The following is a 24,772-nucleotide window of genomic DNA, read 5'->3' on the forward strand; positions in this document are numbered from 1 at the left end:
GGGGTACGCTGGCACCTGAGAACTGAAGCGGTCCCGCTGCCGCGGTGCCGGTCGGTTCTCGTCATAAATCCCACGTGATGCGTCGGGGGACGCAGGGATGGGACGCATATTCGACCGAACGATCACCTGCCCAGTTGAACGCCAAGGTTGTATTGGAGCCGCCCTTCGGGGCTGCAACCTTGCCGATCATGAACAGGCGAAGCTGCATTGGAGCCGCCCGTAAGGGCTGTAGCTGCGTCTTTTCGAATCCGGGCTGGGGTTGATCATCTCGTTCACGGGGGTTTACGATACCCCTTTCTCGGTCTGCGCAACGATTCGGGGGAATCTTGCGCTGCTCAGCTTGATCTGAACTGCGCCGCGTCGCTCAAACGTGGGGAAACCTTATATCACCTGCTGCGTTTTCGCAGTTCTCTTTCCAAAGGAGAATGTCATGGCTATTTCCACCGAGATCGTCGGGAAGACCTTTGGCCCGTTCGTGCGCGACTATACCTTCAAGGACCTTGAGATTTGCGCGCTTGGTTGCGGCGCCGGCTGGGACGGCCGCGTGGACCTGGAGTACGTCAACGAAGGCGACGCCAAGAACCCGGACCTGAAGGTTCTGCCCATCTTCGCCGTGCCGCTGACCGTCAACGAGGAGATGACCACCACCCTCGACTACGGCTTCGACTACTCCGGTTCGCTGCACTACGGTATCGACGTGTACTTCCATGCGCCGTTCAAGATGAACGACCACATCGAGACGTTCGTCACCCAGGAGGCAATCTGGGACCGCGGCGAGGGTCGCGGCTCGCTGTCCAAGCAGGTCGGCAAGTCGTACTCCGCCGACGGCACCCATCTGTGCACGGTCGACACCTACGACTGCTGCATCTATGACGGCGGTTGGGGCGGCGAGCAGCCGCCGAGGGACTCCGTGGAGTACCCCGATCGTGAGCCCGATTTCACCTACGAGGAAACCTACGGCTACAATTGGCCGCTCGTGTATCGCCTGATGGGCGACTGGCATCAGCAGCACATCGACTGGTCCTACACCGAGCAGACCGGCCTTGAGCGCCCCATCGCCCACGGCGTCAGCAGCGCCGGCGTGGCCATGCGTCACGTCATCTCCCTGCTGTTCCCGGGCCATCCCGAGGCGATGACGCGCTTCAAGTGCCGCTTCACCTCCCCGGTGCTGCCGGGTGTGCGCCTGCGCACCATCGTGTGGAAGACCGCCGAGGGCGAGGCGAAGTTCCGCATGGTCAACGCCGACGCGCCCGACTCCAAGCCGTTCCTGAACCACGGCATCGTCGAGTGGGACCCCGCTCGCGCCTAGCGGTTTTGCGCCGCAGTCGGGCGGCTGACGGCTGAGCGTAGCCGCGCGAGCTGGTGGCGAAGCGGCTCGCCTGGGCATCGGCTTCGTTTGAACGCGGGTTGCGCTTGAAACGGTAGCGACTTGAGTTCGGTTACGGCTTGGGAAGATCGGCCGTGGGTCGAGGATGGCTGAGACCGGGTTTCGGCTGCGAACGAAATATGATGTGCAATGTGTGGCAGGGATGCGTCCCTGCCACACGTGTTTTTGCCCGACGTTTCGCCAGCGGCGCCGGGGTGTTTTGCCGTGTCTGGTGCCAGCGTGCCTGCGTGCTCTTGTCTTCTAATGCAAATGTTGGGCTATCGGGCGGCATCGATCCTGCCGATGAGAGAATTCGCCCATGAAATAGCGTCGCCGACGTTGAGGATCAGGTTTCCGTCTGGCAACTGGTCGGCATAGATGGTTGCCCATTCCTCGCCTCCCGCAATAGTGGGAGGCCAGGAATGCATCTTGCGGTAGGCGAACATCCTCATGCAGGTTTGACGCACGTCGGAGTAATCGCCTTCGTAAGCCTTGTCGAGCAGCTGCAAATCGATGAGGTCGTGAGCCCGCATGCTGCTGGGCGCGCTCACGGCGTGTAACTTCTGGGCGATTTGGTGGCGCAGCGCCATGATGGGAATCGGGCCGAGCGGCGGAAACCCCAGGCCTTTGAGGATGGCGTTGGCGTCTTCGGGCGAAACGAAGTCGGGTTCGTCTGCGTCGCCGATCTCGTTGTGGCCTACTTCTAGGTCGATGGTTACCCACGGTTTGCCGTTATATGATAGCTTCACCGAGAAAGGCTGCATCACATATTGCGGGGGAACGCCTTTGGGATGCGCCTGCCTCTCCTCGACCAACGCGCCCGTGAAGCCCTCCCATCCGGTTGCCAAAGAGCCGGCGAGCTGCTCGGAAAAGTCGTCTATGGCCGAGGCTCGCGCGATGTCGAGGTCGGTCGTGAAGCGCGTAGCCCCATCGCCCAGGCGCATCTTGATGGCGCTACCTCCCTTGACGGAGCCGTCCGGCAGCATTTGGGCGACGATCGTGTTCGCCATGATTGCTCGCTTAGCGATGAGATTCGGCTTCCCGACGAGTCTTTCGAGCGCGACGTCGAGGTTTCTCCTGCTATTCGGCCGTTTTGCTGGCATCCGCGCCCTCCAGTTCCTTCTTCAATGAACGAAATTCTTGCTTGCTTATGAAACCTTGCCTTCTGGCGGTTTCAGCTGCTGTCAGAAGGCGTTCCGGCAGCATCTTGCCTTTGCATGCGAGGATGGCATCATATGCGCTTTGGCACGGGATGCCGTCGTATATCGCGCCTGGCTCGATTCCGTCCACCCATTCCACCTTGAGGCTCTCCGGCAGCGCGCGGCGGCAGCGGCGGGGAGTTGCCACGAACGTGCGGGTGGGGTTCGTGGGGGCCAGGCCGAGCATGGCGATGACGGATTCGCCGTAGAGCACGGCGCTCGGCCCGACGGACGTGACCGCCCAGGCATACGCGTCGTTTTGCTCGGGGACCCACTGCGTGAGCTGGTAGAGGCCGTGGCCGACCTTCGCCACGCGCCCGCGCTTGGCGTATTGCACGAGCTCGTTGTTGGTTATGCCTGCTTCGCGAGCCTGAGCGGAGGTGATTAGGCCGTGGTTGTCGGCCGCGATGTCGAATATGTCTTCGTATTTCGTCATGGCAGGAGTATAACGAAAACATAATACATTTGACAACAACTGACTGTCGAGGGGTCGTCTTCAAGGCGCGCGTTCCCGCCTGAGCGCCTATGACCGCGGCGCGAGTGCCGGGGAAACTTTTGTCGCGAATATGTCTCAGATTGCGAGTTTTCCGAATGGCGAACGCGGCACGGCGTGCGGTGGCTTGCGCTTGGCGCGACATACGCATCGCTCGTTACATCCCGCAAGCGAAATCGACCAGCAAACGTCCTCCCTGTCGCCGGCAAATTCGGAAAACTCGCAATCTGTGGCACGAAACGCCGAAAACGTTCCCGCTCTTCCTTTTTTCCGCGGGGTTAACTCGGTTGTACAATGAGCGCGTTCTCGATATTGCTTGATGGAAGCGCGCGAAAGGATTTCGCTATGGGTACGGACATCGCTGCGGGCAACACCATGGATGCTGCGGATACCGCTATGAACGTCGTCGCGGACGCTGTTTCGGCCGGCGCCACGGACATGAAACAGGCTATGCGGCAGCGTCATACTGTGCGGAAGTTCGCGTCCGAGCCGCTTTCGCCTGAGCTGATCTCGCAGCTTAACGACCGCGTTCGCGCAAACAACGAGCGCCTTGGGTTGGCGATTTCGCTGAAGGTGGGCGACGAGTCGGCGCTGCCCGGTGCGCTCAAGCTGTTCTTCGCCAAAGGCGTGCGCAACTATTTTGTGCTGGCCGGCAGCGACAGGCCCGGGCTTGACGAGGACCTCGGCTACGCAAGCGCAGACTTGATGCTTTTTGCGCAGACGCTCGGGTTGAACACGTGGTGGATCGGCGGCACGTTCAGCCGCAAGAACGTCGAGCAGGCTGTGCCGGGGAAGATGGTTATCGGCATCGTTGCCGTGGGCTTCGGCGTCACGCCAGGCGTCGCGCACAAGAGCAAGACGGCGCCCGAGGTCAGTTCGTACGAGGGTCTAGAGCCGCAGTGGTTTGCGGATGGCGTGCAGGCGGCTCTTCTAGCCCCGACGGCGCTCAACAAGCAGTGTTTCCGAATCGCCGGCGCAGGCAACAAGGTTTCCATTAGCGAAAACGGCGACGCATTCAGCGGCGCGGACGTCGGCATCGTGAAGTACCACTTCGAGCTAGGCGCCGGCAACGAATTCGAGTGGGCGTAACCTGCCGCATGTGACACTTGTGAAATCGGGTGAGATGAACATGGCGAAAATCGATACGGATGAGCTGCGCGATTATCTGGAAGACTATTGCGGCACGGCGGCGTCTTCTGGGTTTCCTGCGGCGTTGCTCGATGTTGCGGACATCGAGAACATGGACGGTTACGAGCTTTGCGAAAAGGCAGAAGATCTCGGGATCGACCTGGAGCGATTCCGGGTTGACTAGTAGCTTGCGCGCGGGTCAAGCGGGCGCGTTGGCGTTAAGGCGCTGCGACCTTTGACGCGCAAGCGCGTAACAAGTTCTCAGCAAGAAGGCGATGCGAATCGTTCCGCATCGCCTTCTTCGCGTTTGCGGCGGGGAATCGGTAGAATCGTTCCTCTGCGCATGGAGGAGCTGGGCGTATGGGGTTCGTCCGTCGTTGGCAGGCATCCCCGATCCCTAGCACAGCCTTAGTGATTCTTCCAGGTCGTTTCCGCATTCGACCATCTTCAGGCCGGGGATGCGGCGGTACAGGTCGGGCGAGCAGGTGAGCAGGGTGGCGTCGTGGCGCATAGCCATGGCGGCGATGACGATGATGTTTGTGCCCGTGGGCGCGCCTACCGATTCCAAATGCAGACGGATACGGCAATGCAGGTTGCAGCAGCTGGAATCGTAGGGCACTTTATCGAAGGGCAACAGGAACTGGCGCACGATCTGCGTGTTGCGCTCGGCATCGCGGCTTTGCGTGGCGGCGATCAAAAGCTCGGACTCCACGACTACGGGGATGCCGAGCTCGGTCGGCGCTATGGAACGCATCGTCGCAGGTGAAACGGATATATCGCCGCGCAGCAAACCCACGCAGGTGCTGGTGTCCAGGTAGATCATCGCACGTGCCCCGCTTCCATATCCACTTTGCTTACGATGCGCACGGGCGCCTGGAACGTGGGGTCGTCGATGCTGCCGAACAGGCTCTCGAAACCCGGCGGCCATTCGCTGACCGCGGCGTTGCGGATCAGCTCGACAGCGCACTTCGAAAGCGATTTCCCGCCCGCTTGCGCCATGTCGCGCAAGACGGCCATGGTCTCATCATCTAGATACAGGGAAAGCTGCGACATGGAACCCCTCCGTTACGGGCACTTTTGCGCCCGCTCGCTTCGCAATGTTTCGCACAGCATACCCGATTCACGCGGGCAAGTACAAAAGCAAGTGCAGCCTAGCGAGGTATGCCGCCTCGTTCATAAACTGTCCGAGGTTCCGAAAAAGCGCGCTTTAGAAGGCGTTTTGCGGAACAGGGAACCATCCTTTGGAGAGGAGATACTATGGAAGCAAAGGGAAGGGCCACCTCGCGCCGTAATTTCCTGAAGCTCGGCGGCATTTCCGCGCTGGGCGCGTTGAGCGCCGGCGCGCTTTCCGCGTGCGGCTATCAGGAGTACACGCCTTATGCCGACGGAGCCGTCGGCGTTGCGGGCAACGGCTCCACCACCGCCAACGGGCTGCCGTCGTTCATGCAGGCGCCTGAGCCTATCGCAAAAGTCGCCGAAACCGTCGATTGCGACGTGCTGGTCATCGGCGTCGGCGCGGCGGGTACCCCGGCGGCGCTTTCCGCGGTGGAAAACGGCGCGAAGGTGGTGCTGCTGCAGAAGGAGCGTACTGCCATGTCGCACGGCAATTCCGCGGCAGGCCTCAACCTGGACAAATGCGATCCGGCGGGCATCGAGCACCTGATCTCGCTGGTGGTGAAGGCCAATCAGCATCGTTCCCATCGCGAGCTGGTCAGCAACTGGGCGTACAATTCCGGCGAGGCGCTGCACTGGTGCATCGATCGCATCAAATCCGTCGACGGCCCCGTGTCCGATGACGGCAATCGCCAGCAGGTCGCCACGCTCAACATCAACGGCTTCAAGCTTGACTACGTCACGGCCTTCTTCGGCCCGAAGCCCTTCACCACCGGCAATGCCATGCAGTCGCTGGCGAAGGTGGCGGCCGCAAAGGGCGTGGATATCCGTTACTCCACGCCGGCGCGACAGCTGGTCACCGACAAGTCCGGTGCCGTCACCGGCGCGATCGCCCAACGTGAGGATGGCGAATATGTGCAGGTCAACGCCAAGAATGGCGTGATCATCGCGACGGGCGACTACTCCAACGACGACGAGATGGTGGACTACTATATCCCCGACTTGCACAACTTCGAGCGCAAGCAGAACAACCAGACCGGCGACGGCCATAAGATGGGCATGTGGGTAGGTGCCGCCATGGAGCACGTCGGCCACACCAAGATGCTTCACGACTTCGATGCCGGCCCGGCTTCCATGTGCGACATGCCGTTTTTGGCCGTGGCGGACAACACCGGCAAGCGCTTCGTCGACGAGACCGTGGAGATGAGCCTGCTGAACAACTACCTGCGCGATGGCAAGCATCCCGGCTGGTACTCCCAGGTCTTCGACGCGAACTACATGACCGATGCCGCCGGTTGGAAGGGCAAGCTGGTGGACCCCGAGGGCCTGCGCGTGTACATGCCCGAGGAGGACGTCGAGCGCAAGGGCGTGTTCGCCGACCAGGTACGCACGTTCAAGGCCGACACGCTCGAGGAGCTGGCGGTGAAGATCGGTCAGGATCCGGCGACGTTCGTGAAGACGGTCGAGGACTACAACGCATTGTGCGAAGCGGGCACCGATACGGAGTTCGGCAAGGATCCGAAGTACCTGATCCCCGTCAAGCAGGCGCCATTCTACGGCATCCATCGCCGCATGCGCTGCTCCACCATTTGCGCAGGTCTTGAGGTTAATGGCGAAAACCAGGCGCTCACGGCGGAGGGCGAGCCGATCGAGGGCTTGTACGTCATCGGCAACTGCGCCGGCAACTTTTATGGCGGCGTTGATTACCCGCTGGATATTTACGGGCTGTCGTTGGGCCGTTGCGTGACCGCCGGCTACGTGGCCGGCCGTGCATTGGCTCAAAAGTAGGAAGGTGGAGAAGATGAGCGAGAACACTGAGAAGGCGGCGGAGCAAACCGCCAAGCCTGCGCCGAAGAAGGCCATGACGCGCGGACGCATCGTCGCTGCCGTGGTGGTCGCGGTGGTCATCGTGGCCGGATGCGGCATGTTCGCGTGGCATAACAGCCCCAGCTTCTGCGGGACCGTGTGCCATACGCCCATGAGCAAGTACGTTGCCGATTTCGAGGCCGGCCCGGTTGACGGTAACAGCACCGCCATGTTGGCCGCTTATCACGGCGCCGATGCGGATATGAACTGCCTGAGCTGCCATGAGGCCAAGATCGACGAGCAGGTGACCGAAGGCATGAGCTGGGTTTCCGGCAACTACAACTTCGATTCCGACACGCAGATGCTCGAAAGCCGTTCCAGCGAGCTGCCGACGGCCGAGTTCTGCCTGAAGAGCGGCTGCCATGACGGCGTCAACACCGTCGACGACTTGACCGCCGCCACGGCCGATCGCGAGTTCAACCCGCATGATTGGAGTCAGCACGGCGTTGTGGCCTGCGGAAACTGCCATAAGGCCCACGAGACCAGCGAGTTCTACTGCACGCAGTGCCACCTGGACGCCACGTACTCCAGCGTGCCGAACGGCTGGAACGTCGTCATCGACGGCACCACCTACAAGGTGAACGACGGCCAGCTGGTCGAGCAGTAAGCAAGCGTTAAACGAGCAGGCGGCGGCAGGTGATCGCTTCGAGGGCCACGCGCCAGCCGAAGTTCTGCGAGCAGGAAGCGGGTCGCGTTGGGACGCGGCCCGCTTTCGCGTTGTCGGGAGCGGTGGCAATGGGCCGAGGGCTTCCGTATCTTCGCCCGTTGGATCCTTCCCGCAACGTGAAAGAGCCTCCGCGTGGAGGCTCTTTCACGAATGCTGTTGAGGTCGATCGAGGCTGTTAGCCCAAGTAGTTGACGGAGTCCTCTTCGATCTGCTTGCCGGTTTTGGCATCGACCCAGCCGTCGGGCACCTCGGACTCGGCGTCCGCGTGGCAATCGGTGCAGATGAGCACCGATGCGCGATGCGACTTATGGCAGTCGCTGCACGTGTACTTGTCATGATGCCAGGAATGCGGGTTGCGCTCCATGTCGCTGGTCATCTCGGTCAGGTCGGCCTTCGTCAGCGCCTGGCCCTCGCTGTTCACGTGGCAACCGCTCTTCAGGCAGAACTGCTCGCCCGTGCCGGCATCGTTGCCGGAGTTCTGCATGAGCACTTCCAGGTTCGCCTCTTCAAGCGGGTAATAGTAGTCGCCCGTAAGGGTCGCCTGCACTTCGCCGATTTGCTGGCTGATGATGGGCTCGTGGCATGAAAGGCAGTTCTGGCCCGCTTCCTTGTGGGACACGACCAGCATGGCGCTGCTGTTGGAGACCTCGTTGCCCCATTTGTCGGTGCCCGGGGTGCCGGCCTGCTGATCGTACGTTTCCACGTAGTTGTTCATGGGCGTGTGGCAAAACGCGCTGCAGAAGCTGGGGCTGTTATGCCAGGTCCAAAAACCCATGCCCGCCACCACGATGACCACGACCACGACGCCGACGATGGTGAGCTTCTTATTCTTGGGCAGCTTCTGCTTGGGCGCGGAATCTATGCGCTCTTCGCTCATTCGCTGACCTCCTCTTTGATAGTGAATCCGTTTCGCGCAAGTGTTGCGTGAAGCCCCTATCCGATTCGAATAACCGAAACTATAGAGAATCAGGTGCGCAAGGGCATCACCCCCGATGGGGGAAAGTCGCGAGTGCTTCGCATAATGCCTGATGGGAATAGTGGTGAGGAGGCTTGCGGCGCTTACAGGCTTTGCCCTCGTGTTGCCAGGTCGATGAGCTCCTGATGCGAATGGACGCCCAGCTTGAAGTAGATGTGCTTGATATGGCTCTTCGCCGTGTTGCGGCTGATGACCAGGTGGTCCATGATGTAGCGGCCGTTGCGCCCGTGGGCGAGCAGGACGAACACCTCGCGTTCGCGTGCGGTGAGGCCGAATTCGTCGCTTAAGCATGTGCAGTTCTCGTCAAGCTGATTGGGCGCAGGTACTGCGGCGCCGGCTTCGGGGGCGGGCCCGTTCTCGGAGGGAGCGGTGCCTGCCGCACGTACGGCATCCATGACGGAAGCGCCATCGCTTGCGGGAATGTCGCCTGCGGCGGCGTTAGCCGCAAAGGCGTTGCCTGCCGTGGCGGTGCCGTCCGCGGAAAGCGCTGGGCTTGCGTCTCGCCCGAGCACGGCGGGCTCTTCCCCGGAAGCGTTCGGCATTGCCCCGGCAGTCTTGCCCGCATCCGCATCAGATTCACCGTCCACCTGCTCGTCCGAGCTGGGGTGGCTGACAGTTGTGACCGACTCGATGGCGTCAGTGAAGCTGAACGTGCGGAAGCCGCACCATAGAAACGCGAAGAACGCGAACACCATAGTCAAAGCGAAGCCGGTGGCCATGAAGAAATCGGTGGTCACGAAATCGTTGGTGATGTGGCCGGACATGGCGCCGATAAGCGTGCCGATGCTGCTCATCATCTGCATGACTCCCGCGGACACCAGGCAGCCGTATACGTTGCGTCGCCCGATTGCCGCGACAACCGTCCAAGCAAGCACATCGAAGCACTGCTCCCCGAAACGCAGCAGCGTGCTGGATGTGTTCGCAAAGGTCTCGTTAAACGATAGCGGCGTTGTCAAAAAACCTGCCATGACGATAAGCACCGAAAGAGTGAACAGCACGTCTTCGCGCTTATTTCCCCAGCTTAGCAGCAGGAAAAGAAGCAAAAGAGCCAAAAGCGGCGTGTTCGCCAGCAGCGTCGGCGGAGCGCTGGCGACCTCGTTGAACGTCAAGGCGAACCCCGAAGCTGCGGAGAATAGCAGGATGCATACGAAAACGCCGTGGAACACGGGAAGGAACGCTGTGGGGTCTGCCAGCTTCAAATCGTCGATCGAATCGCCGGCGCTGGTGATGTCGAGCACGCGGCTTGCGGGCTTCGTGGCCCATACCGCCACGATGATCTGCGCGGCGCCGAGCAGCAGGATGGCGTTCAGCGGCGTGCCGATAACGCCCCTGAAAAGGTCCAGCACGCTGAAAATGAACAAGCCTAACGCTATGGCGAAGCTGACTTGCTTCCCGGACTCAAGCTGAACCAGGCATAACGCGAACAAGCACAGGGTCAGCGCCCTGCTGATGGATCGACAGAAGATGCCCAGGGAAAGTAGTGCGACGCTATGGGTGCTTAGCCCTGCGCCTACGAACGCTATGGCGGCAAGCGTGAACGCGCAGGCGAGCGCGACAAGCGCGGGCGCGCGGACGATCTGAGGTTTTCGGTAGGCAACTGCCGTTATCACGAGGAAGGTCGCCGCCGTCACAAGCGTGGATATCTCCCTGATCCACCCGTCGGTGGTCGCGACCAAGGGGTAAAGGTACCCGTTGGTCATCGATCCCACAAGCTTTAGCGCGGCGTAAGCGAATGCGCACGCAAGCATGCCCGGCGTGAAGATGGACGAGATATCATCTTTGGTGGATGCGATGCGCATGGGGCTCCTTCCTGCTTACGGTTTCGTGCATTATACTCGCTTCACGCTATCGGTGAAACCGAAGCAACCCTTCTCTCATCTGGGCAAACGTAAAGTTTCACCCTATTGGGGTGGCAAACAGAGCGCAAAACCCCTCTTTCTCATTTCTCTCTCCTTCGCAAGCTTCATCCTTTCGAAGGATGCCCCATGCGGGGTGGTGACGCTTCTGCGCCTCCTGCGTATGCTGCGGCTCAGCGTATTGCTGAAAGCCCGATCCGATTCGAACCCGTCGAGCGAAAACCGTACGCAAACCAATGGAGGGAATAGTATGAACGAACAGACTCGTGGGCTCAGCCGCCGCAGCTTCCTGACCGGCGCCGCCGGCATGGGCGCCCTGGCCGCACTGGGCCTGACCGGCTGCGCCGCGCCGAAGAACGCCGCCGAGCGCGCCGCCGACGTGGCCGCCATCAAGAGCGGGAACGCCTCCGCAGGCGCTTCCGGCGTCGATTGGCTGGGCACCGCCCCGGAGATCGCCCCCGGCGACATCAAGGAAACCGTCGAAACCGACGTGCTGGTCGTCGGCGCGGGCATGTCCGGCATCATGGCCGGCGCCACGTTGGCCGAACTGGGCGCGAGCTTTGTGATCGTGGAGAAGGGCGCCGAGCCCGCCGCAACCCATTACGACATCGGCGCCATCCATTCGCGCTGGCAGAAGGAGCAGGACCTCGACTTCGACGAGAGCCGCTGGATCAACGAGCACGCGCGTTACGCGTCCTTCAAAAACGACCAGTCCGTCTTGCGCACGTGGGTCGAGAACTCCGGCGCCACCGTCGAGTGGATCGCCGACACGTACACGAAGCATTTCGGCCAGGAGTCCCAGGTCGTCGTCGACACCGAGAACGATAACGCCGGCGGCACCTCCTACTTCATCCCGCCCGAGTGCCATCATGTGTCCAACCCCGGCTTCGTGAACGAGCGCGGCCAGACCGAGCATGTCAAGGCCATGACGAAGGTCATCGAGGACGATGGCGGCCAGGTGCTGTATAGCCACGACCTGGTGAAGCTGGTGCAGGACGGCGACGGTGCCGTGACGGGCGCCATCTTCAAGGTTGAGAACGGGTACAAGCAGGTCAACGCGAAGAAGGGCGTTATCCTGGCATGCGGCGGCTATGCTGCGAACGCCGATATGCTGCAGGCCCGCGACCCCGAGGCCGTGCGCTGCATCACCTCGCTGAACTACAACACGAACAACACCGGCGCCGGCATCAAGGCGGCGCTTTGGGCGGGCGCTGACATGGATGGCGTGGGCGCGACCATGGTGTTCGACCGCGGCATCGTCAAGCCTGGTCAGGACGCCGGCATGGACGAGTCTGGCAATTGGGCGACCAACGGCCAGTTCAACCTTGGCTCCCAGCCGTTCCTGAAGGTGGACCGCAACGGCGAGCGCATCGCCAACGAGTCCGCGAACTACGACGCCATCCCCTTCGCCGCAGCTTCGCATCCCGGCGGCGTGTGGTGCCAGGTGTTCGATGTGAACGCCCCTGCCGACGTTCAGATTTTCAAGACCCAGGGCTGCTCTGCCAACACGTGGAAGACCACGCTGAAGGACAAGACCGTCGATGAGGCATACAAGAAGCAGCTGGACGGCGGCCTGATGATGAAGGCCGACACGCTGGAGGAGCTTGCGGGCAAGCTCGGCTTCGAGGGTGATGCCAAGGAGCAGTTCCTGAAGACCGTCGAGAACTACAACGCCATGTACGATGCGGGCGTCGATACGCAGTTCGGCAAGGAGGCTTATCGCCTGTCCGCTATTCGCCAGGCGCCGTTCTATGGCGCGTGGTATGGCGGTTCGCTGCTGACCACCATCGACGGCCTGCGCATCAACAAGCATTGCCAGGTCGTCGATAAGGACCGCAAGCCGATTAAGGGCCTGTATGCCGTGGGCACCTGCTCCGGCAGCTACTATGCCGGCAACTACCCGGTGTACCTGGTGGGCAACTGCCTGGGCCGTCAGGTCACGTTCGGCCGCTATGCCGCTCGTCACGCGGCCGGCGACATCGCGTAAAGGCCGCTTGTTACGGCGGGGCGCTGGCGGCAGCGTGCGTCGGCGAGGTTCCGGAGGCCGGTGACGTAGGTTCCGGGCGCCCTTGCTAGCTCACGCACACCACGTGCAGGACGTCGCCGTCCACGGTGAAGGCGACGTCCAGGCCCGCGTAGGCCAGGTGGTAGACGCGGGTCGGCTCGTGCTTGCTGCCGGCGCGCCGAGGGTCCTGGCGCAGCACCTCCGTCAGGCCAGGCAGCTTGCCGGCGGGCACTTCGGCCTGCAGCTGCTTGGAAAAGTCGACGTCAAGCTCATGCCAGGGCGCGTCCTCGATCCATCCGCCGCAGGCGTCTGGGTGGCAGTCGGCGAAAGGGATGTAGGGCTTGATGTCGTAGATGGGCGTGCCGTCGCGCAGGTCCGCGCCCAGCACGTGGATGATGGGGCCGGCGTCCGTGAACTCCACGCGGTCGAGCTTCACGCACGTCAGCCCGATGGGGTTCGGGCGGAACGGGCTGCGCGTGGCGAACACGCCCACGCGCTCGGCGCCGCCCAGCCGCGGCGGCCGCACGGTAGGCGACCAGCACGCAGGTTTGGGGGAGGTGGCGGGTGCGGTTTTGCCAGCTGCGCCTGCTCGCGCGTTATCGTCGACGACGTCGGCGGCGCCTCCGCCAGGTTCGCCGTTCTCGAAGCGCCAGAGCAGCCACAGGTGCGAGAAGCTGTCGATTCCGGCAACGGCGCTGTTCAGCGCGTATTCCGGTTCGAACACGATGCGCCCTTGCAGATGCGGGGCAAGGAAGCTGTTGCGGGGGATGCCGAACTTCTGCGGCAAATCGGTATGTATGTGAGCGATAGGTTTCATGCGCGCTATTGTATCGCGGCGCGCTGCCCCCGGCCGCGCCGCTCGCCGAAGGTTCTGCGGCATTTGCGTTGGAATCTGCCGTCATTTACTACTATGAAAGTATCAAATGCGGCATCGGCGCCGCGCTCGGCGAAGGAGGCTTTCATGGCGGATTCGAAGCGGCTGTTGGCGGATGCGCTCACGGGTCTGATGGAATGCAAGCCGCTCGACCAGGTGCGCGTCGCCGAGATCGCCTCCGCGGCAGGCGTGAGCAAGCAGACGTTCTACCACCACTTCTCCGACAAGTATCACCTGATGGAGTGCTGTTTCCGCGACATGTTCGCCGCTCCCTTCAAACGAATGGGGACGCTTGCGCCCTTCGACGAGTGCTATATCGAGTTCCTCCAGCTGTGCCATCAGCGCAAGACGTTTCTGCGCAACGCCTTTACCTCCCAGGACGTGAACAGCCTGTATCGCGTGATGCATCGTGCGCTGCGCGACGCGTTCGGTGCCCGCGTGCGCGTGCACGGCGTGCTCGATAAGGGGGAAACGGGGTTTTGCCTGGACTTCTTCTCGAAAGGCTGCGCAGGTTGCACGCGCCACTGGTTCGACCAGGGCATGGACTTCGAGGACGCCGAGCTGGTAGGCCTCATCCGCCAGTGCATCCCCGTCGGGGTTGCGAGGTTTTTCGAGTAGCCGGTCGCTCGGGACGCGAACAGGGGACGGAGGTGCGTTTGCATGATTGCCGCCGCCGGTCGACTTCTGGACGGTTTCGCAGGTTTTGGCCCTTGTTTTCGCCTTGAAATCTCACTTCTGGGCGGTTTCGGAGCGTCATTTTCGCATTTGCCAAATAAGCCGCGATAAAACCCCTGGTCAGGAAAATCCCAATAATGCGTTCATGTTTTCGCAGCCTGCAAAACCGCCCAGAAGTACCGGGGTCGCGGTTGGCGGGGGCGTAGATAAGCCCTCAGCACGAAACCACAAGTCGAACAAGTTGACGGTACGCATAAAACGTAAAGCGACCCCTTTACAAAACAGTGCTTGAGTCCATTCCTCCCTCAATTCACGCTTCCTATAATCCTCCCTCGTAGGGTCGAGCACGCATAGGGCGTTTGCTCGAAGTGCCCGCAAGGCTTCGCGCTTTCGCCGGGGCGCACGTTGCCCGCCCGCTCCGAAGGGGGCTGCGCAGCGCCGCGCCTAACCGCGTCGGCGACACGGCAAAACAGCAGGCAGGCGCAAGCGAGAGGAAGGAACAACATGGACAAATCGGGAATCAGCCGCCGTAGCTTTCTGACCGCCGCCGCCATCAGCGCGGCGCTTGCCGGCGCGGGCCTGACGGGCTGCGCTCCAAAGGTGGTCGGCGTCGCGGGCGGTGCCGCAGGCGCGGCGGGCTCGGGCAACGGCCAGACGATGGGCTTCGACGGCACGGGCGCCATGCCGTGGCTCGGTGAGGCGCCGACCATCTCCGACAGCGACGTGGCCGAGACGCTTGACGCCGACGTCGTGGTCGTGGGCCTTGGCTGCGCGGGCGTCCCCGCAACGCGCGCGGCTGCCGAAGCCGGCGCGAAGGTCATTGCCATCGAGGCATCCGCCCAGCTCAACAGCGTGGCCAGCGACATGGCCATCCTGGGTGGCGAGACCATGGCCAAGTGGGAGCGCGGCGACGGCTTCCTGGACAAGCACATGGTGGTCAACATGCACATGGAGGAGGGTAGCCACCACTCGAACTTCGGCATCATCAGCCGTTATTGCGACGAGTCGGGCAAGGCGCTCGACTGGTTCGTCAAGGGGTGCCCGGACATGTACATCGCGTCCGAAAGCTACGAGGAGGTCCCCGAGGCCAACCGCGCCCACTATATGTACCCGTACTTCTATCCCATGCTGGAAACGTACGACTACACGAAAGAGGACATGCCGTGCTACCCCACGTCGGTGGGCTTCTCCAGCCTGGCCACGGCCATGGCTGACAACCTCAAGCGCGCTCAGGAGGCCGGCGCCGAGGTTCGCTACAACACGAGGGGCGTGAAGCTCATCACAGCCGATGACGGTAGCATCGCAGGCATCTACGCGCAGGACACCAGCGCGGGCAAGTACCTGAAGATCAACGCGAAAAGCGTCATCCTGGCCACGGGCGACTACTTGGCCAACGAGGATATGATGAAGTACTTCGCCCCCGCGTGCGTCGAGAACGGCAACCAGATCCTGTCGCTGGACCTGGATGCGCAGGGCAACTACACCAACGTCGGCGATGGCCACAAGATGGGCGTGTGGGCAGGCGCGGCGGTGGAGCAGTGGCATGCGCCGATGATCCACCACATGGGCGGCGGCGCCGGCTCCGACGGCCGCGGCGTCATCGGCAACAACGGTTTTCTGTGGCTCAACCTGCGCGGCAAGCGCTTCATGAACGAGGATGTGCCTGGTCAGCAGCTCGAGAACCAGGTGGAGCTGCAGCCGCAGCGCACGGCCTACCAGTTCTTCGACAGCTCCTGGCCCGAGCAGCTCAAGTACTTCCCGGCCGCTCACGGCATCGCCTGCATCTACAAGGACGAGGCGATGCCCGACTGGACGCCGGCGGGCCTGAAGATCAACGTGCGCTGCCCGGCCGACATCGAGGCCGCCGTCGCCGAGGGCCGTTGCCTGAAGGCCGACACCATCGATGAGCTGCTGGCGAAGATCGACGGCATGGACGTCCAGGTGGCGAAGGGGTCCATCGAGCGCTACAACCAGTTGGCGAAGGCGGGCTCCGACGAGGACTTCGGCAAGAGCAGCCAGCGCATGTTCGCCCTGGAGAAGGGCCCGTTCTACGCAGCCGAGTGCGGCGTGGCGCTCACGCTGGCGAACCTGGGCGGCCTGGAATCCGACAGCGATTGCCACGTGTACAACACCGAGCGCCAGGTGATCTCCGGCCTGTACGTGGCCGGCGCCCCGCAGGGCGGCCGCTTCAACGTGCAGTACCCCATCTCGCTCAAGGGCCTGTCCGCCGGCATGTGCATGGTGTTCGGCAAGATCGCCGGCGAGAACGCCGCGGCGGGCAAGTAGGAGGCTGCCATGACCGACGAGAACAAGGTTGCGGAAACCATTTCCGCAGATGAGAAGCTTGATAGCGCGGGTGCGGCTGGTGCCGGCGCCTCGGGCGTTGCCAACGATTCGTGCGCCGCGGGCGCTGCTGGCGCTGCTGGCGCGACCCCGTCGCCCAAGCGTTGCCGCCGTAAGGTGACGGCGGTTGTGGCCACCGTGGTCGTAGTGCTGGTGGCGGCGGGAGCGGGCTTCATGGTCTGGCACGAGCAGCCCAGCTTCTGCAACGCGATCTGCCACACGCCCATGGACGGCTATCTGACCACCTACGAGTCCACGCTGGGCGAGGCCGCAACGGACAAGTGGGGCAACCAGGTCGCCGACGCGTCCAGCATGCTGGCGCCGGTGCATGCCCGGGAGGGCATCACGTGCGTGGGCTGCCACGTGCCGCAGATGTCCGAGCAGGTCACCGAGGGCCTGGGCTGGCTGACCGGCAGCTACAGCGTCGTGCAGACCGTCGACGAGCGCTTCGTTCCCGAGGAGAAAACGCTCTCCGACCTGACTGCGGCGCGCGGCATCGCCAGCGAGGCGTTCTGCCTGAACTCGGGCTGCCACGTCAACGACGACGGCTCCACCATGACGCGCGACGACCTGGTGGACAAGACCAGCTACATGAAGCGCAACCCGCACGTGCAGGAGCACGGCGAGGTTGCCTGCAGCGAGTGCCACAAGGCGCACCGCGCGTCTACCGTGTACTGCAGCAAGTGCCACAGCGACGCCATCATCCCCGATGGCTGGATCAGCTACAAGGAAGCCGAGGCCCTCGAGCCCACGGCGGTCGAGTAGGGAAGGAGCGCGCCCGCGAGCGTGCTGTGAGTCCACCCTGCTTGCAAGCCCTTGTCGGGACTCCCAGCAGGGGCTTTTGCTGTCGCGTGAACAGGGGACGGAGATGTGTTCGCCATCGGTTGCCTTTGCCACCTAATCGTTACCGTAAGCGTTGCGTTTTTCCCGGTAAACGGCGTGCCGTAGCGGTACACTGACAACAGCTGTAACGGTGCGGGCTTCGTCAGGGGGAACCGCTAAGCCCGCTTATGTAAAGGGGGTGCCGCCATGGCGGTCAATCGTTTCGTGCTCAACAACATCTCGTATCACGGCGCCGGCGCGATCGGGGAGATTCCCGGCGAGATCACGCGCCGCGGCTTCGCGAAGGCGTTCGTGTGCTCCGACCCTGATCTGGTGAGATTCGGCGTCACGGGCAAGGTGACAGCTAAGCTTGACGAGGCCGGCATCCCGTGGGAGCTTTACGACCAGATCAAGCCCAACCCAACCATCAAGAACGTGCAGGACGGCGTGGCGGCGTTCAAGGCTTCCGGCGCGGACATGATCGTGGCGGTCGGCGGCGGCTCGGCCATGGATACCGCCAAGGGCATCGGCATCATCGCGGAGAACCCCGAGTTCGCCGACGTGGTTTCGCTCGAGGGTGTAGCGCCCACGAAGAACCACGCCACGTTCACCATCGCCGTTCCCACCACGGCGGGCACGGCGGCCGAGGTCACCATCAACTATGTCATCACCGACCCTGAAAAGGTGCGCAAGTTCGTGTGCGTCGACGTCAACGATATTCCCGACGTTGCGGTGGTCGATCCCGACATGATGGCCAGCATGCCGGCGGGCCTGACCGCGGCCACGGGTATGGACGCGCTCACGCACGCCATCGAGGGCTACACCACGAAGGGCGCTTGGGAGCTGTCCGACATGTTCCACCTGAAGGCTATCGAGCTGATCTCGAAGAATCTGCGCGCGGCGTACGCCGAGGCGAAGTCGGGCGAGCCGGGCGCCGGCCGCGAGGGCATGGCGCTTGGCCAGTATGTTGCAGGCATGGGCTTCTCCAACGTCGGTCTGGGCATCGACCACGCCATGGCGCACACGCTGTCGGCGCATTACGACACGCCGCATGGCGTGGCGTGCGCCATGCTGCTGCCGGTTGCCATGGAGTTCAACAAGCCGGTGTGCGCCGAGCGCCTGGTCGACGTGGCGCGCGCCATGGGCGTCGACGTTGCGGGTATGAGCGCGGAAGCCGCCGCCGACGCGGCCATCGCCGCCGTGCGTCAGCTGTCCGCCGATGTGGAGATCCCGCATACCTGCAACGGTCTGGTGGCGGAAGACCTCGAGCAGCTGGCAACCGACGCCATGGCCGACGCCTGCTTCCCGGGCAATCCCCGCGAAGCCGACCACGCCCAGGTAGTCGATCTGTTCCGCAAGGTCATGGCGTAAGGCAACCTGCGCTGGCTCCGAGCTAAGGTGCTGGCGCAGAACCAGAGCGGCTGCGATAAAGGCGTAACCTACTAGGGGTCGGCCCCGGAAGAACTCCGGGGCCGACCCCTTCTCGTTTGTTAACGATTCTCTTGTGGCGCATATGCATCCCGGCGACCCTTGGGCAGATCAAAGCCGGGCCTGGGCTAAGCCTCGAACGGGTTGCTTTCGTCCTTGGGTTTCTGCTGTGCGGCCTGCGCTGCGAGGATGTCCGGCAGGATCGAGGAGGAACCCTCGAAGCCTGACGGGAGCAGGATGGTCGAGGCCTTGCCGGATTCGGCGAATGACCCCATCATCTCCACCCACTGGGTGTACGTGAACAGGTCGTTCGCTTCCTTGGCCGACACGCCGGAGGACTTGATCACGTCAAGCGATGCGGCGATGCCGTCGGCGATGGCCTTGCGCTGGTTCGCGATGCCGATGCCCGTCTGCTCCATGGCCTCGGCTTGGGCGCGCGCCGCCACGACGGTCTTGGTGCGCTCGGCCTCGGCAAGCGCCTTCGCCGCCTCCTGGTCGCGCTGCGCGGAGTTGATCGCATTCATGGAGCGCTCGACGTCCTTCGGCAGCTCGATGTCGGTGATGAGCGTGGTGATGATGTCGTAGCCGTAGCCCGCCATGAGCTCCGTCACGGAATCCTTCACGTTTTGCGCGATGAGGTCCTTGTTGTCGAACACCTCGTCGAGCGTGTATCCGGGGATGGCCGAGCGCAGCGCGTCGGCGATGTAGCTTTCCATCTGGTCGATGGGGTTGCTCAGGATGTAGTAGCTGCGGTAAACGCCCGACTGCTCGACGGTCTGGGCGGGCATCTGGTCAACACGGAACTGGACCGAGACCGCCGTGCCGATGGTCACGTTGTCCTTCGTCTTGCCGTTGAGCGAGTAGCGCGCCTCTTGCGTGCGCAGGTTGACCTCGGCGGCGCGGCGCTCGATGATCGGGATCAGGAAGTGAAGGCCCGGCTGCACGATACGGTTGAACTTGCCGAGGCGCTCGATGATGGACGCCTCCTGCTGCCGCACGACGAACAGCATCGGCGAGCCAAGGGCCGCGGACCCGACGGCCGCAGCGATAAACAGGATGAAAAGGGTAAGTACGATCATGGTGCTTCCTTTCTGCTGGGATGAGCTAATTGTACCGGATAGGGGCAGCCGACAACGTAAAATTTGGCGCGTGTTTCCTTCGCGATTGCGCGGGGCGCAGGGGCTGGCGGGGCGGGGTGGGCGCTGCCGGCGCGATTCCGCAGGGTGGTCAGGGGAGGAGGGGTGGTCGGGGACGAGTCGCGCACAGCTTGCGCTCGTGGACCCCCGCTTCCGCTTGCTTCCCGCGTGCTTGCGCTCGCAAAACGCGATACGTCTGCGTTCGAATCGGATGACCCTGAGTAGTCCGTTTAGCGGCAAGCCTTTGACCTGGGAAAACGACTACGTCAGGCAGCCGGTTACTCGGGAGGTTGCCAAACAAACGCAGACGTATCGCGTTTCCCGTCCGCTTACGGCACCGTGCGCGCATTTCTCGTCCGCCTGCGGCCCCGTGCGCGCGTTTCCCACCCGCCTGCGTCTCCGGCCGCGCATTTCGCGCTCGTTTCGCACTGCGGGCGCATGTAACGCGTTCGCTTCCGCTGCGTTTCGCGCTTGTTTCGCTTCGGTTGAAGCTTTGCTAACGCGCGGGTTGTCCGGCGGCCTTCGCACCCTCGAACCTACTATGCAAACCGTGCAAACGGATCGATCGACATTTGCTAGGTAGGAAACGAGACGAAGGATGTGATGCCTTATGACCCCACCCGCAGGCACGGCGGTTCTCGGCGGCGCAACGGCGGAATCGAAAGAGTACTTCGAAAAGCGATCGCTTAAGAAGGGCTCCGTTAACTGGGTGCTGCTGATGAGCCTTGGAATCGCGTATGTGATCAGTGGAGACTTCTCAGGTTGGAACTATGGGATCGGCTACGGCGGCTGGCTGGGAATGTTGATCGCGTTTCTGGTGATGGGTGCGATGTACCTGTTCATGGTGCTCGGCCTGGCAGAGATGTCGTCCGCGATGCCGGCAGCCGGCGCCGGCTACGGCTTCGCCCGCCGCGCCATGGGCAAGGTCGGCGGCGCGCTCACCGGATTCGCCATCCTCATCGAGTACACCATCTGCCCGGCGGCGATCTCGACGTTCATCGCGGCGTACGTGCATGCGCTCGGCCTGTTCTCCAATGTGCCGTCAGCCGCGATCATCGGCTTCTTCTTCGTCGTGTTCGTCGGCATCCACCTGATCGGCGTGGGCGAGGCGCTCAAAATCGTGTTCGGCATCACGGCGATCGCCATGGTGGCGCTCATCGCGTTCTTCGTCGGCATCGCGCCGCATTTCGATGTGGCGAACCTGTTCAACATCGCGCCCGCAGTCGACGGCGGCACCATGCTTTTGCCCTTCGGGCTCGGTGGCGTGCTCTCGGCGCTGCCGTTCGGCATCTGGCTGTTCCTGGCCGTCGAAGGCGTGCCGCTGGCCGCTGAGGAATCGGCCAACCCCAAACGCGACATGCCCCGCGGCATCATCGGCGCCATGCTGACGCTCATGGTCACCGGAGCGCTTGTGCTCATTCTGACCGCCGGCGGCGCCGGGGCCGCATTCGCCGGCACCGCAGCTGCGCCTCTGGTCGACGCGCTGAACGAGGTGGGCGAAGGCCCGCTGGCGACGTTCGTGAACTACGCGGGCCTCGCCGGTTTGGTGGCGTCGTTCTTCTCCACGGTGTTCTCCGGCTCCCGCCAGGCGTTCGCCCTGTCCCGCGCCGGTTATCTGCCGAAGTTCCTGTCGGTCACCGGTTCGCGCAAGACGCCGTATGTTGCGCTCATCATGCTCGGCGCCATCGCGTTCGCCCTGGCCGCGATCGTGCAAAACGGCGACATCCTGCTGAACATGGCCGTGTTCGCCGCGTGCGTGTCCTACGCCATGATGAACCTGTCGCACATTATCCTGCGTAAGAAAGAACCCGACATGGAGCGCGGTTTCAAGACGCCCGGCGGCATCGTTTTGACCAGCATTTCGTTTGTGTTGTCGCTCGTGGCCGTCGTCTCGACCTTCGTGGTCGACGCCTTCGCCGCCGGCTGCACGCTGGCCGTGCTGGCGGGCCTCATGGCATACTTCTTCGCCTACTCGAGAAAACACCTGGCCGGAAACGCACCCGAGGAAGAGTTCGCGGCGCTGAAGGCCGCCGAAGCGGAACTGGGTTAGCGGCCTGCGCGACGGCCGCGACCGCTGGGCCTTGCGCCCCGCAGTCACCGCGTCGCCTCCCGCGCCCGGTACCCGGGTGTACGCGCCCGTTCCCTTCGCGTCCCGCGTGTCCCGTGCCCGGCAGCATTTGGCCTGCCCTTTCTCGTGCCCGCGCGCCCCGCACGTTCCCCACAAACTCCCATCCGCTATTTCCCGTACGAAACGAGGCAAAACATGAGCACTTCCGAAGAATGCGGCATCATGGAATCGAACAGCTTTAACATGGACAACCTGGACACCCTAGACGGCGAATTGCACGACCTTGTCGCGCGCCGCAAGGTGCTCGGGCCGTGCTACCGCCTGTTCTACCAGCACCCGTTGCACCTGGTGCGCGGCCGCGGCACGCGTCTGTTCGACGCCGACGGTACCGAGTACCTGGACATGTACAACAACATCCCCTCCATGGGCCACAGCAACCCGGCCATCACCGAGGCTGTCACGCGCCAGATGCAGCTGCTGAACACGCACACGCGCTACGTGCACGAGAACATTCTGGACTACGCGGAGGACCTGCTGTCCACCATGCCGGACGAGATCGACCGCATCATGTTCATGTGCTCGGGCTCCGAGGCCAATGACCTGGCCGTACGCTGCGCGCAGCTCTACACCGGCGGCGAGGGCATCATCGTGACCGGCGAGGCGTACCACGGCAACACGGCGCTTATCTCCGGGTTGTCGCCTTCCATCGGCAAAACCGTGGCTATGAGCCGTACCATGCGCATGATCCCCTCGCCCGACACGTTCCGCTTGGGCACCGAGGATTTGGGGCCGTGGATGTGCGACCAGATCTCGGCGCAGATCGCCGACATGCGCCGTCACGGCATCAAGTTCGCCGGCGTGCTCTTCGACGGCATTTTCTCCTCCGACGGCGTCATCCCCGGCATGCGCGGTTTCCTGAAACCGGTTGTTGACCTGGTACATCGCGAAGGCGGCGTTTACATCGCCGACGAGGTGCAGCCGGGATTCTGCCGCACCGGCGATGCGTTCTGGGGGTTTGCGCGCCACGGCATCGTGCCCGACATCGTCACCATGGGAAAGCCCATGGCCAACGGAATCCCGTGCTCGGCCATGGCCATCCGCTCCGACGTGCTCGACGCATTCGCCGAGAATAACCCGTACTTCAACACGTTCGCCGGCAACCCCGTGTCCATGGCCGCGGCGCAGGCGGTGCTCGATTACATCCGCGAACACGACATCCTGGCGCACACGCACGAGATGGGCGAGAAGCTGCGCGAGGCGATGCGCGATGTGGCCTCGCGTCACCCGCAGCTAGCGGACGTGCGCGGCGCGGGCCTGTTCAACGGCGTGGAAGTGGTGCGCCCCGGCACGCTTGAGGCTGACCGCCCCTTTGCCGTGCAGCTTATCGAGCAGCTACGCGAGAACCGTGTGCTCATCTCGCTGTGCGGGCCGTACGGCAACGTGCTGAAGGTGCGCCCGCCGCTGGTGTTCGACGACGCCGACCTGGACTTTTTCGCCAGCGCGTTGGAAACGTCGCTTGAGCAGCTGGAACGCTAGAAGGGCTGCGGTGGCGGGTGCCCGCGTCGGCGTCCGCCTGGCCGCACCTGCGATTGCAAGGAGATCATGATGGCAACGAATTTCGAAAACCCCGAAGTGTTCATGGGAGTGGCGCGGACGGCAGCTGCGCGCTACCCCTACGACGACTTCGACGTGAAGCTGCTAGCGTTTTCCGAAAACGCGACTTATATGGTATACAATCCGCTGACCAGCGAAAAGCTGTTCGTGCTGCGCGTCGGGCGCCCGGGTTACCACAAACTGGAGGAGTACGAGAGCGAAATCAGCTGGCTGCGTCAGATCAACGACTACACGCCGCTGAAGGTGGCCAATCCCATCCCGGCGCGCGACGGGTCCTATATCCAGCAGGTCGAGCGCGACGGCATCTGCTACTTCTGCGTGGCAACCGAATTTCTGACCGGTGAAACGCTTGAACACGACAACTCGCCCGAGGTGGCGCCGGCGCACTTCCGCGTGCTCGGCGAAACGACGGCCTACCTGCACCGTCAGACCGAGATCTGGAACGGCACGAAGGACATCAAGCGCTTCGAATGGGACTTCGATAACGTCATCGGTCCCAACGCCATCTGGGGAAATTGGCGCGACTACCCTGATCTGTACCCCGAGGCGCAGGCGAAGATCGAACGCTGCTGCGACATCATCAAGGCGCGCCTGGAGCGCTACGGCAAGACGGACCGGAACTACGGCGTCATCCATGCCGACCTACGCGATACGAACATCATCGTCGAGGGCGACGTGATCAAGGTCATCGACTTCGACGATTTCGGCTTCGGCTGGCACCTGCACGACCTGGCCGGCGCGCTGACGTTCATCGAGGAGCGCGATGACGTCCCCGACCTGGTCAACGCATGGCTGGACGGCTATCGCAAGGTGCTGCCGTTCACTGACACCGACTTCGTGGAGATCGACACGTTCATCCTGCAGCGCCGCATCCAGATGATGGCGTGGATGGGCAGCCATCAGGACTCCACGCCGGTACAAGGCTACATGAAGGGCTACATGGAAGGCACGATGGGCCTGGTCGACCGCTACCTGCGTTTGTTCGGGTAGCGCGGATGCCGGCGCCGCTGGAGCAGGCGATCGTGCGAATCGATCGCGTTGCGCAAGCTTGCAGCCAGGCGTTTTGGGGTAGCGGCACGATGGTCGATCGCGATTGATTCGCCGCGACCGGCCGGCAGCGAGTGCGCGCCGTGGCCGACTAGA

At 63.0% G+C, this 24,772-nt stretch carries 21 protein-coding genes; 13 read left to right on the top strand and 8 right to left on the bottom strand.

Annotated elements, in window-relative coordinates; genetic code table 11:
- The first annotated feature begins 430 nt into the window (after nt 1–430).
- Nucleotides 431–1,309, top strand: a complete 879-nt coding sequence (locus tag DW178_RS02345) for a MaoC/PaaZ C-terminal domain-containing protein (RefSeq protein ID WP_118349505.1) — start codon at nt 431–433, stop codon at nt 1,307–1,309.
- Nucleotides 1,310–1,644: 335 nt separating this feature from the next.
- Here DW178_RS02345 and DW178_RS02350 read toward each other — a convergent pair whose 3' ends face one another.
- Both DW178_RS02350 and DW178_RS02355 read right to left on the bottom strand, forming a co-directional pair.
- On the bottom strand, nt 1,645–2,376 hold the full coding sequence (locus DW178_RS02350; RefSeq protein WP_286168466.1) for a nucleotidyl transferase AbiEii/AbiGii toxin family protein: 732 nt from the start codon (nt 2,374–2,376) through the stop codon (nt 1,645–1,647).
- A gap of 70 nt (nt 2,377–2,446) precedes the next feature.
- Nucleotides 2,447–3,001: a type IV toxin-antitoxin system AbiEi family antitoxin domain-containing protein gene (locus tag DW178_RS02355; protein WP_118349507.1), complete on the bottom strand. Its 555-nt coding sequence runs from the start codon at nt 2,999–3,001 to the stop codon at nt 2,447–2,449.
- Between the two features lie 402 nt (nt 3,002–3,403).
- Between DW178_RS02355 and DW178_RS02360 the strand changes: the two genes are divergently transcribed.
- The gene (locus DW178_RS02360; protein WP_286168467.1) at nt 3,404–4,147 is read left to right on the top strand and encodes a nitroreductase family protein; all 744 of its coding nucleotides are present in this window, start codon (nt 3,404–3,406) and stop codon (nt 4,145–4,147) included.
- 40 nt (nt 4,148–4,187) lie between these two features.
- Nucleotides 4,188–4,370 (top strand): hypothetical protein, encoded by a 183-nt coding sequence (locus tag DW178_RS02365; RefSeq protein ID WP_118349537.1) that lies wholly within the window; start codon nt 4,188–4,190, stop codon nt 4,368–4,370.
- A gap of 213 nt (nt 4,371–4,583) precedes the next feature.
- Here DW178_RS02365 and DW178_RS02370 read toward each other — a convergent pair whose 3' ends face one another.
- Entirely contained in the window at nt 4,584–5,009 is a 426-nt protein-coding gene (locus DW178_RS02370) for a type II toxin-antitoxin system VapC family toxin (protein ID WP_158573979.1), read from the bottom strand.
- Complete coding sequence (locus DW178_RS02375; protein WP_118349509.1) at nt 5,006–5,239, bottom strand: ribbon-helix-helix domain-containing protein; 234 nt, start codon at nt 5,237–5,239, stop codon at nt 5,006–5,008. Before DW178_RS02375 ends, DW178_RS02370 begins: the two co-directional genes overlap by 4 nt.
- Before the next feature lie 204 nt (nt 5,240–5,443).
- Here DW178_RS02375 and DW178_RS02380 point away from each other — a divergent pair, with 204 nt between their 5' ends.
- Nucleotides 5,444–7,087, top strand: a complete 1,644-nt coding sequence (locus tag DW178_RS02380; RefSeq protein ID WP_118349510.1) for an FAD-dependent oxidoreductase — start codon at nt 5,444–5,446, stop codon at nt 7,085–7,087.
- Nucleotides 7,088–7,100: 13 nt separating this feature from the next.
- The gene (locus DW178_RS02385) at nt 7,101–7,772 is read left to right on the top strand and encodes a cytochrome c3 family protein (protein ID WP_286168468.1); all 672 of its coding nucleotides are present in this window, start codon (nt 7,101–7,103) and stop codon (nt 7,770–7,772) included.
- A 235-nt stretch (nt 7,773–8,007) separates the two neighbouring features.
- Here the strand turns inward: DW178_RS02385 and DW178_RS02390 are convergent, their stop codons facing one another.
- On the bottom strand, nt 8,008–8,709 hold the full coding sequence (locus DW178_RS02390) for a cytochrome c3 family protein (protein WP_118349511.1): 702 nt from the start codon (nt 8,707–8,709) through the stop codon (nt 8,008–8,010).
- Between the two features lie 182 nt (nt 8,710–8,891).
- Complete coding sequence (locus DW178_RS11490) at nt 8,892–10,607, bottom strand: helix-turn-helix transcriptional regulator (protein WP_286168469.1); 1,716 nt, start codon at nt 10,605–10,607, stop codon at nt 8,892–8,894.
- Nucleotides 10,608–10,914: 307 nt separating this feature from the next.
- On the opposite strand from DW178_RS11490, the gene DW178_RS02400 reads away from it, so the two are divergent.
- Entirely contained in the window at nt 10,915–12,651 is a 1,737-nt protein-coding gene (locus DW178_RS02400) for an FAD-dependent oxidoreductase (protein WP_118349512.1), read from the top strand.
- A gap of 85 nt (nt 12,652–12,736) precedes the next feature.
- On the opposite strand, the gene DW178_RS02405 is transcribed toward DW178_RS02400, so the two are convergent.
- On the bottom strand, nt 12,737–13,549 hold the full coding sequence (locus DW178_RS02405) for a tRNA (N6-threonylcarbamoyladenosine(37)-N6)-methyltransferase TrmO (RefSeq protein WP_294165315.1): 813 nt from the start codon (nt 13,547–13,549) through the stop codon (nt 12,737–12,739).
- Nucleotides 13,550–13,630: 81 nt separating this feature from the next.
- Between DW178_RS02405 and DW178_RS02410 the strand changes: the two genes are divergently transcribed.
- From DW178_RS02410 to fucO, 4 genes are all read left to right on the top strand, one after another.
- Nucleotides 13,631–14,161: a TetR family transcriptional regulator gene (locus tag DW178_RS02410; protein WP_158573981.1), complete on the top strand. Its 531-nt coding sequence runs from the start codon at nt 13,631–13,633 to the stop codon at nt 14,159–14,161.
- Nucleotides 14,162–14,722: 561 nt separating this feature from the next.
- On the top strand, nt 14,723–16,504 hold the full coding sequence (locus tag DW178_RS02415) for an FAD-binding protein (RefSeq protein ID WP_118349514.1): 1,782 nt from the start codon (nt 14,723–14,725) through the stop codon (nt 16,502–16,504).
- 9 nt (nt 16,505–16,513) lie between these two features.
- Nucleotides 16,514–17,326 (top strand): cytochrome c3 family protein, encoded by an 813-nt coding sequence (locus tag DW178_RS02420; RefSeq protein ID WP_118349515.1) that lies wholly within the window; start codon nt 16,514–16,516, stop codon nt 17,324–17,326.
- 264 nt (nt 17,327–17,590) lie between these two features.
- Nucleotides 17,591–18,754 carry a lactaldehyde reductase gene (gene fucO, locus DW178_RS02425; RefSeq protein ID WP_118349516.1) on the top strand — a complete coding sequence of 388 codons (1,164 nt, stop codon included), beginning with the start codon at nt 17,591–17,593 and terminating at the stop codon, nt 18,752–18,754.
- A 185-nt stretch (nt 18,755–18,939) separates the two neighbouring features.
- Here the strand turns inward: fucO and DW178_RS02430 are convergent, their stop codons facing one another.
- Nucleotides 18,940–19,890: an SPFH domain-containing protein gene (locus DW178_RS02430; RefSeq protein ID WP_118349517.1), complete on the bottom strand. Its 951-nt coding sequence runs from the start codon at nt 19,888–19,890 to the stop codon at nt 18,940–18,942.
- 667 nt (nt 19,891–20,557) lie between these two features.
- On the opposite strand from DW178_RS02430, the gene eat reads away from it, so the two are divergent.
- The 3 genes from eat to DW178_RS02445 all read left to right on the top strand — a co-directional run bounded on the left by eat (nt 20,558) and on the right by DW178_RS02445 (nt 24,619).
- Nucleotides 20,558–21,997 (top strand): ethanolamine permease, encoded by a 1,440-nt coding sequence (eat, locus tag DW178_RS02435; RefSeq protein ID WP_118349518.1) that lies wholly within the window; start codon nt 20,558–20,560, stop codon nt 21,995–21,997.
- 213 nt (nt 21,998–22,210) lie between these two features.
- Nucleotides 22,211–23,551 (top strand): aspartate aminotransferase family protein, encoded by a 1,341-nt coding sequence (locus DW178_RS02440; protein ID WP_118349519.1) that lies wholly within the window; start codon nt 22,211–22,213, stop codon nt 23,549–23,551.
- A 69-nt stretch (nt 23,552–23,620) separates the two neighbouring features.
- A complete protein-coding gene (locus DW178_RS02445; protein WP_118349520.1) occupies nt 23,621–24,619 on the top strand; it encodes a phosphotransferase enzyme family protein in 999 nt (332 codons plus the stop codon).
- Nucleotides 24,620–24,772 lie beyond the last annotated feature (153 nt).

The sequence above is a fragment of the Eggerthella sp. AM16-19 genome (assembly GCF_003474385.1).
In the GTDB taxonomy this organism is placed as follows: domain Bacteria; phylum Actinomycetota; class Coriobacteriia; order Coriobacteriales; family Eggerthellaceae; genus Senegalimassilia.

Bases quoted from the DNA above. Each gene is read 5' to 3' on its own strand.
- DW178_RS02345 (WP_118349505.1), top strand. From the start codon at position 431: ATGGCTATTTCCACCGAGATCGTCGGGAAGACCTTTGGCCCGTTCGTG.
- DW178_RS02350 (WP_286168466.1), bottom strand. From the start codon at position 2,376: ATGGCGAACACGATCGTCGCCCAAATGCTGCCGGACGGCTCCGTCAAG.
- DW178_RS02355 (WP_118349507.1), bottom strand. From the start codon at position 3,001: ATGACGAAATACGAAGACATATTCGACATCGCGGCCGACAACCACGGC.
- DW178_RS02360 (WP_286168467.1), top strand. From the start codon at position 3,404: ATGGGTACGGACATCGCTGCGGGCAACACCATGGATGCTGCGGATACC.
- DW178_RS02365 (WP_118349537.1), top strand. From the start codon at position 4,188: ATGGCGAAAATCGATACGGATGAGCTGCGCGATTATCTGGAAGACTAT.
- DW178_RS02370 (WP_158573979.1), bottom strand. From the start codon at position 5,009: ATGATCTACCTGGACACCAGCACCTGCGTGGGTTTGCTGCGCGGCGAT.
- DW178_RS02375 (WP_118349509.1), bottom strand. From the start codon at position 5,239: ATGTCGCAGCTTTCCCTGTATCTAGATGATGAGACCATGGCCGTCTTG.
- DW178_RS02380 (WP_118349510.1), top strand. From the start codon at position 5,444: ATGGAAGCAAAGGGAAGGGCCACCTCGCGCCGTAATTTCCTGAAGCTC.
- DW178_RS02385 (WP_286168468.1), top strand. From the start codon at position 7,101: ATGAGCGAGAACACTGAGAAGGCGGCGGAGCAAACCGCCAAGCCTGCG.
- DW178_RS02390 (WP_118349511.1), bottom strand. From the start codon at position 8,709: ATGAGCGAAGAGCGCATAGATTCCGCGCCCAAGCAGAAGCTGCCCAAG.
- DW178_RS11490 (WP_286168469.1), bottom strand. From the start codon at position 10,607: ATGCGCATCGCATCCACCAAAGATGATATCTCGTCCATCTTCACGCCG.
- DW178_RS02400 (WP_118349512.1), top strand. From the start codon at position 10,915: ATGAACGAACAGACTCGTGGGCTCAGCCGCCGCAGCTTCCTGACCGGC.
- DW178_RS02405 (WP_294165315.1), bottom strand. From the start codon at position 13,549: ATGCCGCAGAACCTTCGGCGAGCGGCGCGGCCGGGGGCAGCGCGCCGC.
- DW178_RS02410 (WP_158573981.1), top strand. From the start codon at position 13,631: ATGGCGGATTCGAAGCGGCTGTTGGCGGATGCGCTCACGGGTCTGATG.
- DW178_RS02415 (WP_118349514.1), top strand. From the start codon at position 14,723: ATGGACAAATCGGGAATCAGCCGCCGTAGCTTTCTGACCGCCGCCGCC.
- DW178_RS02420 (WP_118349515.1), top strand. From the start codon at position 16,514: ATGACCGACGAGAACAAGGTTGCGGAAACCATTTCCGCAGATGAGAAG.
- fucO (WP_118349516.1), top strand. From the start codon at position 17,591: ATGGCGGTCAATCGTTTCGTGCTCAACAACATCTCGTATCACGGCGCC.
- DW178_RS02430 (WP_118349517.1), bottom strand. From the start codon at position 19,890: ATGATCGTACTTACCCTTTTCATCCTGTTTATCGCTGCGGCCGTCGGG.
- eat (WP_118349518.1), top strand. From the start codon at position 20,558: ATGACCCCACCCGCAGGCACGGCGGTTCTCGGCGGCGCAACGGCGGAA.
- DW178_RS02440 (WP_118349519.1), top strand. From the start codon at position 22,211: ATGAGCACTTCCGAAGAATGCGGCATCATGGAATCGAACAGCTTTAAC.
- DW178_RS02445 (WP_118349520.1), top strand. From the start codon at position 23,621: ATGGCAACGAATTTCGAAAACCCCGAAGTGTTCATGGGAGTGGCGCGG.